Origin of the sequence: Neomesorhizobium albiziae (assembly GCF_900114255.1) — a bacterium.
In the GTDB taxonomy this organism is placed as follows: Bacteria; Pseudomonadota; Alphaproteobacteria; order Rhizobiales; family Rhizobiaceae; genus Neomesorhizobium; species Neomesorhizobium albiziae.
On record NZ_FOSL01000011.1, the window covers coordinates 46,810 to 60,532 of the forward strand.

The following is a 13,723-nucleotide window of genomic DNA, read 5'->3' on the forward strand; positions in this document are numbered from 1 at the left end:
GAATGAGGCGACCCATCCCGCTCGGGAGGTCCTTTTCGCTTTGACGCGAACGCAACTCGTCCACAGGAACTCCAACCACACATTGATGAGCATAGTGAGTGAAATGATCTCTCACATCGCGACGGTATCGGCTTGTAGGTTTCGGTTCAACCTGCGACGCATTCAGAGTAAATGAGGAATTGAGCCTTCTTGCTTGAATCATCGGGAGTTAATGTGAAATCACCGAAAACCGACGCGGCCGAGAGGATATTACGAGTGGCAATGCGGCTGTTCGCCGAGCGAGGTTACGACCGAACCAGCGTGCCTGACATCCAAGAGGCTGCTGGGCTCTCTCGAGGCTCCGGCGCCCTTTACAAGCATTTTCCGTCGAAGGAGGCTCTGTTTCGGATTGGCGTTGAACGGTTCATCCAAGAGGCCCAACTCGCTCGGGCGAAACTCTTCGAAATGGATATGGAACCGCGCCACACGATCGAATGGATCGGCCGGAACACTCTGAATGTCCTCGCAGGAAAGAGCGAGGAATTGCGCATTCTTTGGCGCGACGTCGATCAATTTCCGAAGATAAAGGCGGCGGCTCGACGGGAAATCATGCAGGGTACCTATGCCGCAGTGGCCAAGTGCCTGGATGAGAGCGCGCGGGCCGGACGCATTGCCGCCCACGACAGCCAAGCGGTCGCGGCGGTGATGGTCGGCAGCCTGGCCATGTTCCGTGTATTTGAGGCGGTGTGGGGAGAAAGGGCAATCAAGATCGACGATGACCGCTTTCTGAGGGCCTGGACCGACATGGTCTTGTGCGGCCTTAAGTTAAACGGTCAGGGAGTCGAGCTCCAGGATGGGGCTCGCCCTTCGTCGAGCAAAAAGCGTAAGACGCAATAGCTCACGGGCTCAGCGTGACGTCCGAATTCTTCGCTATACCACGCCACAGTCCAACTCTCTGGCCTGCTGCCGGTTTTTCGTCCGCCGCCGCGCGCCGGACTTTACCACAGCCGGCAGAATCCAAGTTACAAAGGGCCGGGATGAGGGGCAGCGTCCACACCCATCCGCTCCCGGAACGGGGGAGAGGCGGTTTGCGCGGCAAGTCAGAGGAGAGCGAAAGAAGGGCACTTTGGAACGCCGACTTTCCAACCCCTTCCCACCCCCCGACTCACCCGCACCTCTCATCATCCGAGAGAACCCCGATCCGCATTGAATGTCTTTAAGGCAAAAGCCGGCAATTGCTTTTGTTGCCCATTCCCCAGCGTAAGCGCACACTGCAATGGTCAACGCTCGAGGGGAATGAGCGTCAACGAAGGGACATCGTCATGACGATACAAGGCGCATCGCCGGCGCTCTACAATGAGGACCTGGCTCCTGCCAAGGTTCGGAACTGGGGACCATTCTCGATCTTCAACGTGTGGACGTCGGACGTACACAGCCTTTGGGGTTATTATCTCGCCGCCAGCCTGTTCCTGTTCTGCGGCAGCCTCGTCAATTTCCTGCTCGCCATCGGCATCGGCTCGCTGATCATCTACTTCCTGATGAGCATGGTCGGTGTCGCCGGTGTCCGAACCGGCGTCCCCTTCCCGGTATTGGCGCGCGCCTCCTTCGGCATCTGGGGCGCCAACTTCCCGGCGATCGTGCGCGCCATCGTCGCCTGCTTCTGGTACGGCGCACAGACGGCCGCCGCCTCGGGCGCCATCGTCGCCCTGCTCATTCGCAACGAAAGCATGCTCGCCTTCCATCAGTCGAGCCACGTGCTCAGCCATTCGACGCTGGAGGTAATCTGCTACGTCGTCATCTGGGCGCTGCAGCTGCTCATCATTCAGCGCGGCATGGAAACGGTTCGCAAGTTCCAGGACTGGGCCGGGCCAGCCGTGTGGGTGATGATGTTGATCCTGGCCATCTATCTGGTGATCAAGGCGGGTGGCATTTCGCTTTACGGCGACATTCCGATGGACGTCCTGCTGGAGAAGACGAAGGACGCGGGCGTGCCCGGTGTTCCCGGCTCCGTCGAGGCCCTTATGGCGGTCGCGGCGATCTGGGTGACCTATTTCGCGGCGCTCTATTTGAACTTCTGCGATTTCTCGCGCTATTCGCCTGACGAACGTTCGCTGCGGATCGGCAACATCTGGGGCCTGCCGGTGAACCTCATCCTGTTCTCGCTGGTCGCTGGCATCACCACCATGGCAGCGTTCCAGGTCTACGGCGAAGTGCTGCTGCATCCCGACCAGATCTCGGCCAAGTTCGACAGCTGGTTTCTGGCGCTGCTCGCCGCCCTCACCTTCGCCGTGGCGACGCTTGGCATAAACGTGGTGGCGAACTTCGTCTCGCCGGCGTTCGACTTCGCCAATGTCTTCCCCAGACATATCAGTTTCAAGCGGGGCGGCTATATCGCGGCGCTGATCGCTTTGGTGCTTTATCCCTTTGCGCCGTGGGAAGGCGGCGCGGCGCACTTCGTCAACATGGTCGGCGCGACGATGGGACCGATCTTCGGCGTGATGATGGTGGATTATTACATGATCCGCAAAGGCTGGCTCAACGTCGAGGACCTTTACCGCGAGACTGGCGAATACCGGTTCCAGGGCGGCTGGCACGTGAATGCCCTGATTGCGTCCGGCATCGGCATCGTTTTCTCGTCGATATTGCCCAATTTCACCAACTGGCTGCCGTCCTGGTGGGGCGTGTACGGCTGGTTCTTTGGCGTGGCGATCGGCGGCGGCATCTACTACGTGCTTCGCCGGGCAGCACTTGGCGCCGGCGCCACCGCCGCGAGGGCCTGAACAACGATCGGCGATAGCCCCGCGCGGGGCTATCGCTACTTCGGCAAACTCAGCATCACCAGAATATCGACATACCTTATACCAGCCGGCTCTGCTCTACCGCGGCATTGATAAAGCTGGCGAACAGCGGGTGCGGCTCGAACGGCCGGCTCTTCAGTTCCGGGTGATACTGGACGCCGATGAACCAGGGATGGTCGGGATATTCGACCGTCTCGGGCAGTACACCGTCCGGCGACATGCCAGCAAAGACCAGGCCGCATTCCTCCAGCCGATCCTTGTAGTCGATGTTGACCTCGTAGCGGTGGCGATGGCGCTCGGAAATCTGCGTGTCGCCATAGATTTCGGCGATCTTCGAATTGCCGGCCAACTGTGCCTCATAGGCGCCAAGGCGCATAGTGCCGCCCAGATCGCCGGCAGCCCGGCGCTGCTCCAGCATGTTGCCCTTCAGCCATTCGGTCATCAGGCCGACAACCGGTTCGTCGGTCGGGCCGAACTCCGTCGACGAAGCGTGCTCGACGCCAGCCAGCGAACGGGCGGCCTCGATGCAGGCCATCTGCATGCCGAAGCAGATGCCGAAATACGGGACTTTGCGCTCGCGGGCGAACTTTGCGGCCAAAATCTTGCCTTCCGAACCGCGTTCGCCGAAGCCGCCCGGCACCAGAATGCCGTGCACCTTTTCGAGGAACGGTGCCGGATCCTCCTTCTCGAAGATCTCGCTCTCGATCCAGTCCAGCTTGACCCGCACCTTGTTGGCCATGCCGCCATGCGACAAGGCTTCGATCAGCGATTTGTAAGCGTCCTTCAGACCGGTGTACTTGCCAACGACGGCGATCGTCACCTCGCCTTCCGGGTTGTGGATACGGCTCGAAATCTCCTGCCAGCGCTCCATGCGCGGCTTCGGCGCCGGATCTATGCCGAAGGCGGCAAGCACTTCCGAATCCAGGCCTTCCTTGTGGTAAGCCATCGGCACGTCGTAGATATGTGCCACGTCGAGCGCCTGGATGACCGCCGATTCGCGCACATTGCAGAACAGCGACAGCTTTCTGCGCTCCTCCTTGGGGATGTCGCGGTCGGCGCGCACCAGCAAGATGTCGGGCGCGATGCCGATCGAGCGCAGTTCCTTTACCGAATGCTGGGTCGGCTTGGTCTTCAGTTCGCCGGCCGCCGGGATATAGGGCATCAGCGTCAGGTGGACATAGACCGCCTGGCCGCGCGGCAGGTCGTTGCCAAGCTGGCGGATTGCCTCGAGGAACGGCATCGCCTCGATATCGCCGACGGTGCCGCCGATCTCGCATAGAACGAAATCATAGTCGTCATTGCCGCCGATGACGAAATTCTTGATCTCGTCGGTGACGTGCGGAATGACCTGCACCGTGGCGCCAAGATAGTCGCCGCGCCGTTCTTTCTCGATGATGTTCTTGTAGATGCGGCCAGTGGTGATGTTGTCGTTCTGATTGGCTGACCGACCTGTGAACCGCTCATAATGGCCAAGATCGAGATCCGTCTCGGCGCCGTCGTCGGTCACGAACACTTCGCCATGCTGGTATGGCGACATCGTTCCGGGGTCGACATTCAGGTAGGGGTCGAGCTTTCGAATGCGCACGCGATAGCCGCGTGCCTGCAAAAGGGCACCGAGTGCCGCTGCTGCAATGCCTTTTCCGAGCGAGGAGACCACGCCGCCAGTGATGAATACATATCGCGCCATGGGAGTCAGGGCTTAGCGTGGCGGAACCGATTCCGCCAGAAAAAAATGGAAGGGTCGGTGGTTTTCAAAAGCTGGGTCCCCGGTCCTGATTCTGGTCAACAAAAAAGGCCGGCGGTGCCGGCCCTTTGGGATTGGCTGAAAAACGCGGTTAGAGGACGACCACCTGGGTGCCAACCTTCACGCGGCGGTAGAGATCGATCACGTGTTCGTTGACCATGCGGAAGCAGCCGTTCGACGAGTTGGTGCCGATGGTCTGCGGCGCGATGGTGCCATGGATACGCAGATGCGTGTCCTTCTTGCCGTCGTAGAGATAGATAGCGCGCGCGCCGAGCGGGTTTTCGCCGCCGCCGGGCATGCCGTCTTTATACTGGCCGTACTTCTTGGGCTCGCGCTCCTGCATTTCCTTGGTCGGAATCCAGCGCGGCCATTCCTGCTTGTCGCCCACCTTGACCTGGCCCTTGTACTGAAGTCCGTCCTTGCCGACGGCAATTCCATAGCGGCGGGCCGTGCCCAGGCCTTCGACGAGATACAGGAAGTGATTGGCGGTATCGATGACGATGGTGCCGCGCGGATAACCGGAGAATTCCACGATCTGCGGTTCGAACTCCGGCCGCACCGTGAATTTCTTGCGCCCTTCCTTTTGTGCAAGGGCGGCATCGAGGGTGCGGGTTTGCGGCAACATCACCTGGTCGTCGCCGAACAGCACGCCGAAGAAGCCGGAGCGCGGCATCGTTTGTTCGCTGCGCAACTCGCCTTCATTCCTGAAGGCCAGTTGTTCGGGATCGAGCGCTGGCTGCACAGGCTGAATTTGCGGAATGGGCTGCATCGGCTGGAGGATTTCCCCCCGGGTCGCCACCTTCTGTGGCTTTTCCTTTACCTTTGCAGTCTTGGAATTCGGTTTCGCATCGGCCTTGCTCTTGTCGTTCGGCTTGAACAGCGCCGCGAACAGGCCAACAGGCTTCTGTTCGGCCAGTTCGGTTTCCTTGGCGGCCGGCTTCTTCGCCTTGCCCTTCGCAACCGTCTTGTTGTTCTTCTTAATCGGCTTTTTGGCGGTGGTCTTGGCCTTCGGCTTGGGCTTCACCTGCTGAACCGTCGCGGTTTTGGTCGTCGCGGTTTGCGCTGCGGAAATCGACGGAACGCCGAACACAAGTGCGACGCCCATGCCAAGAAGAACGAGGCTGCGAGAGATCATGTTGCTACCCAAGATATATGTTTTGGAAGGCGGACGCGCCCCTTTGAGGCACACAAACGCGTACCGCCACCCAGACTGCCCTTAGGCGCTTTATAAGCGATTAACGCTAACCGCCTCAAGCACAACCACAGCCGCACCAACACTGAAACCGGTCACCACTACTGCATTGAAGGCAAGTGTGTCGAAATAACAACAGTTTAGCTTGGCCGGATATTTCGCCGGCATTCCGCTGCCTGTAGGCCAAAAGAAAAACGGCGGCCGAAGCCGCCGTTTCAAGGAAGAAATTACTGCCCGCTCGGAACCTGCGGTGCAGCCGGCTGCGCTGGTGCCGCAGGGGTTGCCGGATCGGCGGTGTTCGGCGCTGCCGGCGTCGGGGCGCCGCCAAGCTGGTTCAGCACACCGTTGCCGGCCGGCTGTTGTTCGCCGGTCGCCGCCGGAACGCGGTCGAGAATGTCGATGGGGCGTTCGCCATAGCGGGCCATGATCGACAGCGCCAGCGAGGTGGCAAAGAAGGCGATCGCCAGGATGCCGGTGGTGCGCGTCAGCGCATTGGCAGCACCCCGCGCCGTCATGAAGCCCGAACCGCCGCCAATGCCGAGACCGCCGCCCTCGGAGCGCTGCAGGAGCACGACGCCGACAAGCGCGAGAACGACCATCAGGTGGATGACGATAAGAACGGTTTGCATACGATAATCCGGCAGGTTTCGGGGGCGGCCGAGCGCACGGCGCCAGCTTTGAAGTCGGGTCAGATACACGGGTTTCGTGGCATTTCCAAGCCCGCCGCCGAATATGGGGCGGCGAAGCTGAAATACAACGCCGTAACGGGCCGGCGGTTACCCGATCTTTTCGTAGGATTCGGCGATGCCAAGGAAATCGGCGGCCTTGAGGCTGGCGCCGCCGACCAGTGCGCCGTCGACATTTTCAATGGCGAGCAGTTCGGTCGCATTGGAAGGTTTTACCGAGCCTCCGTAAAGGATGCGCATCCTGTCGGCCTCAGCACCCAGCTTTTCGAGCAGCCTGGCGCGTATGTGGGCATGGGCCTCGGCGACGTCGGCGACAGTCGGGGTCAGCCCGGTGCCGATCGCCCAGACCGGCTCGTAGGCGACGACCGTGTTCTTTGCCGTCGCCACCGACGCGACGGAACCGGCGATCTGCCGCGACAAAACATCGAGGGTGGCGCCCGATTCGCGTTCCGCGCGGGTTTCGCCGATACACACAATGGCGACCAGCCCTGCCCGCCACGCTGCTTCCGCCTTGGCGCATACGGTGGCGTCGTCTTCGCCGTGATCGGTGCGGCGTTCGGAGTGGCCGACGATGACGTGGCTCGCCCCGGCATCCTTCAGCATCTCGGCGGAGATGTCGCCGGTATGGGCGCCGCTTTCCCCGGTGTGGCAATCCTGGCCGCCTGCCTTGACCGGCGTCTGGTGCAGGATTTCCGCGGCACGGTAAAGCAGGGTCGCCGGCACGCAGATCAACGCTTCCGTCTCGGCGTCGAGGCCATGCATGAAGCCATTGCCGATCTGGTGGAGTTCGGCGAGCGAAGCGCTGGTGCCGTTCATCTTCCAGTTTCCCGCAACCAGCGGACGAATTCCCGGCGTCATCCGGCTTCTCCCTCTTGTCCTTGCCGTTTCGATGGCTCTCCCTACCAAAATCAGGCCACAAAGCAATCGACACTGGCGGCGAAGGACGCTATTGCCGTTCGACACCAAGGCGCATCCATTGCGCCAAGACGGATTTGACCATGCTTGACACCTTGCGTACTGCGGCCGGAACCTGGGTCGCCAAAGCCCTGCTTTTGATGCTCGTCGTGAGCTTCGCCGTATGGGGAATCTCGGGCCAGCTCGCAGGCGGCATCGGCGGCAACGCCGTGGTGACCGCGGGCGGCACCTCCGTATCAGCCAACGAGTTCCGCCTCGCCTACGACCGTCAGCTCTCAGTGCTGTCCCAGCAGATCGGCCAGCGGATCACGCGCGAACAGGCGACCGCGTTCGGCATCGAACAGCAGGTTCTTTCGCAAATGGTCGCCGGAGCCGTTCTGGACGAGCAGGCGCGCAAGATGGGTCTTGGCCTGTCCAAGGACAAGCTGGCCGACCTGACCCGGCAGGACCCTGCATTCCAGGGACCCGGCGGCGAGTTCGACCGCCAGCAGTTCAATTACGTGCTGCAGCAGGCAGGCATGCAGCCAAACGACTATCTGACCAGCCGCGGCAAGGTGGCCATTCGCCAGCAGATCGTCGAGGCCGTGTCCGACGGCATGAAGGCGCCCGATGCCTTCCTGCGCGCCGTGGCGCTCTATCGTGGCGAAGATCGCACCGTAGATTATCTCCCTCTGCCGAAATCGCTGGTGGAGCCCGTTGAAGAGCCGTCTGCCGACGTGCTGGCCAAATGGTTCGAGGAAAACAAGAAAAGCTACGCCGCGCCGGAATACCGCAAAATCTCCTATGTGAAGCTCGAACCGGAAGACATCGCCGACACCAGCGCGATCACCGACGAGCAGATCACGGCGGACTACGAAACCAACAAGGCAAAGTTCTCGACGCCCGAAACCCGCACCATCGAGCAGATCGTCTTCAAGTCGCCGGAAGCGGCGACGGCCGCACGCGGCAGCATCGACGCCGGTTCGACCTTCGAGGATTTGGTCAAGGCGGAAGGCAAGACTGAGGCGGACGTTTTGCTCGGCACCTTTGCCAAGGACAAGGTGCCCGACAATGCTGTCGCCGAAGCCGCGTTCAAGATGCAGGCAAATGAAGTCAGCAGCGTCATCCAGGGCGCGTTCGGGCCGGTGCTGATCCGGGTCACCAACATCAAGCCGGAAGTGGTGCGCCCGCTGGCCGAGGTTAAGGAAGAGATCCGCAACGAACTGGCGCTGGTCGAGGCGAACCGCGTGCTGCTCGATGTTCACGACAGCTACGAAGACGCCCGCGCCGCCGGCTCGTCGCTGCGCGAATCGGCAGGCAACCTCAAGCTCAAGGTGGTGACGGTCGACGCCATCGACCGCGCCGCGCTGCGGCCGGATGGCTCCGTCGTCAACGACCTGCCTTCGTCGCAGAACCTCTTGGCAGGCGCCTTCGAGACCGAGGCGAACGTCGAAAATCCGGCACTCAACGTCGGCTCCAACGGTTTCGTATTCTACGAGGTGGAGGGCATCACCCCCGCGCGCGACCGCACGCTCGACGAAGTGCGCGAAAAGGTCGTCGCCGATTGGAAAACCGCTGAAATCCAGTCCAGGCTGGCCGCCAAGGCGGCCGAGCTGGAGAAGCGGCTGAAGGAAGGCGCGGCATTTGAGACGCTCGCGGCGGAGATCAAATCCGAGAAGCAGACCAAGCGTGGCCTGAAGCGGGAAGCTGACGACGCCGATTTCGGCAAGCCGGGCGTGGCCACTGTCTTCGGCGTGCCGCAAGGCGGAACCGGGCTGTTTTCGTCGCCGCAGGACGACGCGCAGATCCTATTCAAGGTGACCGAAGTGTTCGAGCCGGCCAGCGCGGGGCCGGATTCCGTTGATGAGGAGCAGCGCAACGCCTTCTCGTCCGGCCTTGCGGACGATCTGCTGGACCAGCTCGTTGCCAGGCTGCAGAGCGAGTACACGGTCACCGTCGACCAGGCGGCGGTGCAGCGGGCACTGGCTTTCTGACGGCGGCGATGAGCGAACTCAAGAACCATATAGCCAGGGTTGCCTCCGGTGCGACGTTGTCCTTCGCCGAAGCGCGGGCGGCATTCGACATCATCATGTCCGGCGAAGCGACGCCGAGCCAGATCGGCGCCTTCCTGATGGCGCTGAGGGTGCGCGGCGAGACGGTCGACGAAATTTCCGGCGCCGTCGCCACGATGCGCGACAAGATGTTGACGGTCGAGGCGCCGGAAGACGCGATCGACATCGTCGGCACCGGTGGCGACGGTTCGCACAGCGTCAACATTTCCACCGCTTCGGCCTTCGTCATCGCCGGTTGCGGCGTGCCGGTGGCCAAGCACGGCAATCGCGGCCTGTCCTCGCAGACGGGCGCTGCCGACGTGTTGATGGCGCTCGGCGTGAAGATCGACCTGCCGCCGGAAGCGATTGGCCATTGCATCCGCGAAGCGGGCGTCGGCTTCATGTTCGCACCGGCGCATCATCCCGCCATGAAGCATGTCGGCCCGACGCGGGTGGAACTCGGCACGCGCACCATCTTCAACCTGCTCGGCCCGCTCTCCAATCCGGCTGGCGTGAAGCGCCAGATGGTCGGCGTGTTTTCGCCCGAATGGGTCGAGCCGCTGGCTGAAACGCTGAAGGCGCTTGGCGCCGAACGTGCCTGGGTGGTGCACGGCGACGGTTTCGACGAGATCACCACGACCGGTGAAACCCGCGTCGCCGAATTGTCGGACGGCGCCATCAAGAGCTTCACCGTCAACCCCGAAGACATCGGCCTATCGCGTCACAAGCGCGAGGCGCTGAAGGGCGGCGACGCCGCCTACAACGCGCATGCCCTGCGCGAAGTGCTGTCCGGCACGCCCGGCGCCTACCGCGACACGGTGCTGATGAATGCCGGCGCCGCCCTCGTGGTGGCCGGCACCGCCGCAACGCTCAAGGACGGCGCCACAGCGGCGGCGAATGCCATCGACAGCGGCCGGGCCGCCAAGGTGCTGGACAGGTTGATCGCCGTTTCCGGCGGGTACGACAATGGCTGACATCCTTCGCAGGATCGAAGCGTACAAGCGCGACGAGATCGCCGCCGCGAAAAGCCGGCTGCCTTTGCGCGAAGTTGTCGCCAGGCTGGGCGACGTCGAAAAGCCGCGCGGATTTCTGGCTGCACTGAAGAAAAAACGTGCGGCGGGAAGCTTCGGGCTGATTGCCGAGATCAAGAAGGCCAGTCCGTCGAAAGGCCTTATCCGTGAGGATTTCGACCCGCCTGTGCTGGCCCAGGCCTATGCCGAAGGGGGTGCGGCCTGCCTTTCGGTGCTGACCGACACGCCTTCCTTCCAGGGCGCGCCGGAGTTTCTGACCGAGGCCCGCGCCGCCGTTACCTTGCCTGCGCTGCGCAAGGATTTCATGTTCGAGCCATACCAGGTGCATGAAGCGCGGCTGTGGGGCGCCGATGCGATCCTGCTGATCATGGCGAGCCTTGCCGACGACGACGCACGGCGGCTCGAGGAGGTTGCGTTTGAACTCGGCATGGATGTTCTGGTCGAAGTCCATGACCAGGCCGAGACGGAGCGTGCGCTGAAACTTTCCTCGCGGCTGATTGGCATCAACAACCGCGACCTCAGGACCTTCGAGGTCAACCTCGATGTCTCCGAACGGCTGGCGAAACTGGTACCGAGCGACCGGCTGCTGGTCAGCGAAAGCGGCATCTTCACCAATTCCGACTGCAAGCGGCTTTCCCACCATGGCGTCAGCACTTTCCTCGTCGGCGAAAGCCTGATGCGGCAGGCCGACGTCGCCGCCGCCACCCGCGCGCTGCTCCACGGCGTCGCCACCGAGCGGCCCAACGAGCAGCCCAACGAGCGGCATTGATCGAGATGACGCAAAAGGCCGGCCTCACCCATATACGCGCCTCCGGCGAAGCGCACATGGTCGATGTCGGCGGCAAGGCCGAGACCGAGCGTACGGCAATCGCCGAGGGCGCGGTGACGATGCAGGCGGCCACCTTGAAAATGATCCTCGAGGGCAATGCCAAAAAGGGCGACGTGCTGGGCACGGCGCGCATCGCCGGCATCATGGCCGCCAAGAAGGCGCATGAACTGATCCCGCTCTGCCATCCGCTGCTGCTGACCAAGGTCAGCGTCGATATCGAAGCCGACGAAGCGCTTCCCGGCCTGCGCGTGAAGGCTCTGGCGCGTGTCACCGGCAAGACCGGCGTCGAGATGGAGGCGCTGACGGCAGCCTCGGTCGCCTGCCTGACCATCTACGACATGGCCAAGGCCGTCGATCGCGGCATGGTCATCACCGGCGTGCGGCTGGTCGAGAAGACCGGCGGCAAGTCCGGCGACTACCGCGCTTCCAAAGGTTGAGATTATGGCGCTGCTCCCCGTCGAAGAGGCGCTTGCACGGCTGTTGAGCGATGCCGAGGCCGGACCGGCTGAAAGCGTTTCGCTCGCCGAGGCGGCCGACCGAGTGCTGGCCGAACCGGTTGTCGCGCTGCGCACGCAACCGCCTTTTGCTGCTTCCGCTATGGACGGCTATGCCGTTCGCTCCGCCGACATCGCGACGGTTCCGGTAGAGCTCGAAATCATTGGCCAGGCGCCAGCCGGCAAACAATTCCCCGGCACGGTCGGGCCCGGCCAGGCAGTACGCATCTTCACCGGCGCGCCGGTGCCGGAAGGCGCCAACACCATCCTCATCCAGGAAAATACGCGTCTTCTTGGTAGTGGCCGCATCAAGGCTGTCGAGACGGTTGCAGCCGACCGCCACATCCGGAAAGTCGGCCTGGATTTCGTCGAGGGTGACGTGCTGCTTGAGCGCGGCCGGCAGCTCGACGCCGCCGCCCTTTCGCTCGCCGCGTCGGCCAACCATCCTCGCCTCCCCGTCGTGAAGGCGCCGCTCGTCGCCGTCATCGCCACTGGCGACGAGTTGCTGCCCCCAGGCAGCGCATTGGGACCGGATCAGATCATCGCTTCCAACGGCTACGGCGTTGCGGCGATCGCCGGGTCGGTCGGCGCCAAAGTGCTCGACCTCGGCATCGTGCCGGACCGAAACGAAGCGATCGCCACCGCGGTGAAACGCGCATTGTCGGCAGGTGCCGATGTCATCGTCACGCTGGGCGGCGCTTCGGTCGGCGATCACGACCTCATCCACGACGTGCTGACCGGCGAAGGCATGGCGCTCGATTTCTGGAAGATCGCCATGCGCCCGGGCAAGCCGCTGATGTTCGGCCGACTGGGCCGCACACGCGTCATCGGGCTGCCCGGCAACCCCGTCGCCAGCCTGGTCTGCTCGCACCTTTTCCTGAAACCGCTGCTGGCGAGGCTCGGCGGCCGGCGTCATGCGCCCGACCTCCGCGATGCGGCGCTCGGAACCGCCATGGCGGCAAACGATCAGCGCCAGGATTATATCAGGGCAAAGGCGGTGGTGGCAGAGGACGGGAAGCTTGTCGCGACGCCGTTCGCGGTGCAGGACTCGTCGATGCTCAGAACCCTGGCCGAGGCTAACGCGCTGATCGTGCGCGCACCCTTCGCGCCGGCTGCCGAAAAGGGCAATGCTTGCCGGGTGTTGATGTTACGCTGAACAAAGCGTCAACGTATTCATTAAAATTTAAACGGTTGCGGAACACAACTGGAACAGATAGTGTTTGTTCTGGTTTTGTTTTTGATCTGATTCCCCGGGGGAACGCCATGCTGACGCGCAAACAACATGAACTTCTGATGTTCATCCATGAGCGCTTGAAAGAAGCTGGAATCCCTCCTTCCTTCGATGAAATGAAAGAGGCCCTCGACCTCGCCTCGAAGTCTGGCATCCACCGCCTGATCACGGCGCTGGAGGAACGCGGCTTCATTCGCCGGCTACCCAATCGTGCAAGGGCGCTGGAAGTGCTGCGCCTGCCCGACTCGATCGCGCCGGGCTTGAACGCCGCGAAAAAGTTCTCGCCAAGCGTCATCCAGGGCAGCCTCGGTCGGCCGCAGCCGAAGGAAGCGCCGCGCCTTCAGGCCGCCAGCAACGACGACGATGTCGCCGCATCGATCTCCATACCGGTGATGGGCCGCATCGCTGCCGGTGTGCCGATCGCGGCAATCGAAACGAGAACGCACTCCATTTCCGTGCCGCCGGACATGATCGCCGGTGGCGAGCACTATGCGCTTGAGGTGAAAGGCGATTCGATGATCGAGGCTGGCATCTTCGACGGCGACACGGTGATCATCCGCAATGCCAGCACGGCCACGCCCGGCGAGATCGTGGTAGCGATCGTCGATGACGAGGAAGCGACGCTGAAGCGGTTCCGCCGCAAGGGCGCCTCGATCGCGCTGGAAGCCGCGAACCCTGCCTATGAGACACGCATCTTCGGTCCTGACCGTGTCAGCGTGCGCGGCAAGCTCGTTGGGCTCATTCGCCGGTACTGATTTTGCCCGTGCTTCCCGGGCAATTCTTCGCGGGCAATA

12 protein-coding genes are annotated in these 13,723 nt (G+C 62.5%); 8 read left to right on the top strand and 4 right to left on the bottom strand.

Features of this window, described 5'->3' with window-relative positions:
- The first annotated feature begins 255 nt into the window (after positions 1–255).
- Positions 256–876, top strand: coding sequence for a TetR/AcrR family transcriptional regulator (locus tag F3H98_RS17765; RefSeq protein ID WP_149761502.1), 621 nt, complete (start codon positions 256–258; stop codon positions 874–876).
- A 425-nt stretch (positions 877–1,301) separates the two neighbouring features.
- The gene (locus tag F3H98_RS17770; RefSeq protein WP_149761503.1) at positions 1,302–2,759 is read left to right on the top strand and encodes an NCS1 family nucleobase:cation symporter-1; all 1,458 of its coding nucleotides are present in this window, start codon (positions 1,302–1,304) and stop codon (positions 2,757–2,759) included.
- Between the two features lie 76 nt (positions 2,760–2,835).
- Here the strand turns inward: F3H98_RS17770 and F3H98_RS17775 are convergent, their stop codons facing one another.
- From F3H98_RS17775 to tpiA, 4 genes are all read right to left on the bottom strand, one after another.
- Positions 2,836–4,464, bottom strand: a complete 1,629-nt coding sequence (locus F3H98_RS17775) for a CTP synthase (RefSeq protein ID WP_149761504.1) — start codon at positions 4,462–4,464, stop codon at positions 2,836–2,838.
- A 148-nt stretch (positions 4,465–4,612) separates the two neighbouring features.
- Positions 4,613–5,656, bottom strand: a complete 1,044-nt coding sequence (locus F3H98_RS17780; protein WP_149761505.1) for a L,D-transpeptidase — start codon at positions 5,654–5,656, stop codon at positions 4,613–4,615.
- 284 nt (positions 5,657–5,940) lie between these two features.
- Positions 5,941–6,342: a preprotein translocase subunit SecG gene (secG, locus tag F3H98_RS17785; protein ID WP_149761506.1), complete on the bottom strand. Its 402-nt coding sequence runs from the start codon at positions 6,340–6,342 to the stop codon at positions 5,941–5,943.
- Positions 6,343–6,489: 147 nt separating this feature from the next.
- Positions 6,490–7,257, bottom strand: coding sequence for a triose-phosphate isomerase (gene tpiA, locus F3H98_RS17790; RefSeq protein ID WP_149761507.1), 768 nt, complete (start codon positions 7,255–7,257; stop codon positions 6,490–6,492).
- A gap of 140 nt (positions 7,258–7,397) precedes the next feature.
- Between tpiA and F3H98_RS17795 the strand changes: the two genes are divergently transcribed.
- From F3H98_RS17795 to lexA, 6 genes are all read left to right on the top strand, one after another.
- Complete coding sequence (locus F3H98_RS17795; RefSeq protein ID WP_149761508.1) at positions 7,398–9,287, top strand: SurA N-terminal domain-containing protein; 1,890 nt, start codon at positions 7,398–7,400, stop codon at positions 9,285–9,287.
- An 8-nt stretch (positions 9,288–9,295) separates the two neighbouring features.
- Positions 9,296–10,318 (top strand): anthranilate phosphoribosyltransferase, encoded by a 1,023-nt coding sequence (trpD, locus tag F3H98_RS17800; RefSeq protein ID WP_149761509.1) that lies wholly within the window; start codon positions 9,296–9,298, stop codon positions 10,316–10,318.
- Positions 10,311–11,144: an indole-3-glycerol phosphate synthase TrpC gene (gene trpC / locus F3H98_RS17805; RefSeq protein ID WP_149761510.1), complete on the top strand. Its 834-nt coding sequence runs from the start codon at positions 10,311–10,313 to the stop codon at positions 11,142–11,144. The genes trpD and trpC overlap by 8 nt, the downstream gene beginning before the upstream one ends.
- 5 nt (positions 11,145–11,149) lie before the next feature.
- A complete protein-coding gene (moaC, locus tag F3H98_RS17810; protein ID WP_149761511.1) occupies positions 11,150–11,641 on the top strand; it encodes a cyclic pyranopterin monophosphate synthase MoaC in 492 nt (163 codons plus the stop codon).
- Between the two features lie 4 nt (positions 11,642–11,645).
- A complete protein-coding gene (locus F3H98_RS17815) occupies positions 11,646–12,854 on the top strand; it encodes a molybdopterin molybdotransferase MoeA (RefSeq protein WP_149761512.1) in 1,209 nt (402 codons plus the stop codon).
- 107 nt (positions 12,855–12,961) lie between these two features.
- Positions 12,962–13,684 carry a transcriptional repressor LexA gene (gene lexA / locus F3H98_RS17820; RefSeq protein ID WP_149761684.1) on the top strand — a complete coding sequence of 241 codons (723 nt, stop codon included), beginning with the start codon at positions 12,962–12,964 and terminating at the stop codon, positions 13,682–13,684.
- The last annotated feature ends 39 nt before the right edge of the window (positions 13,685–13,723 follow it).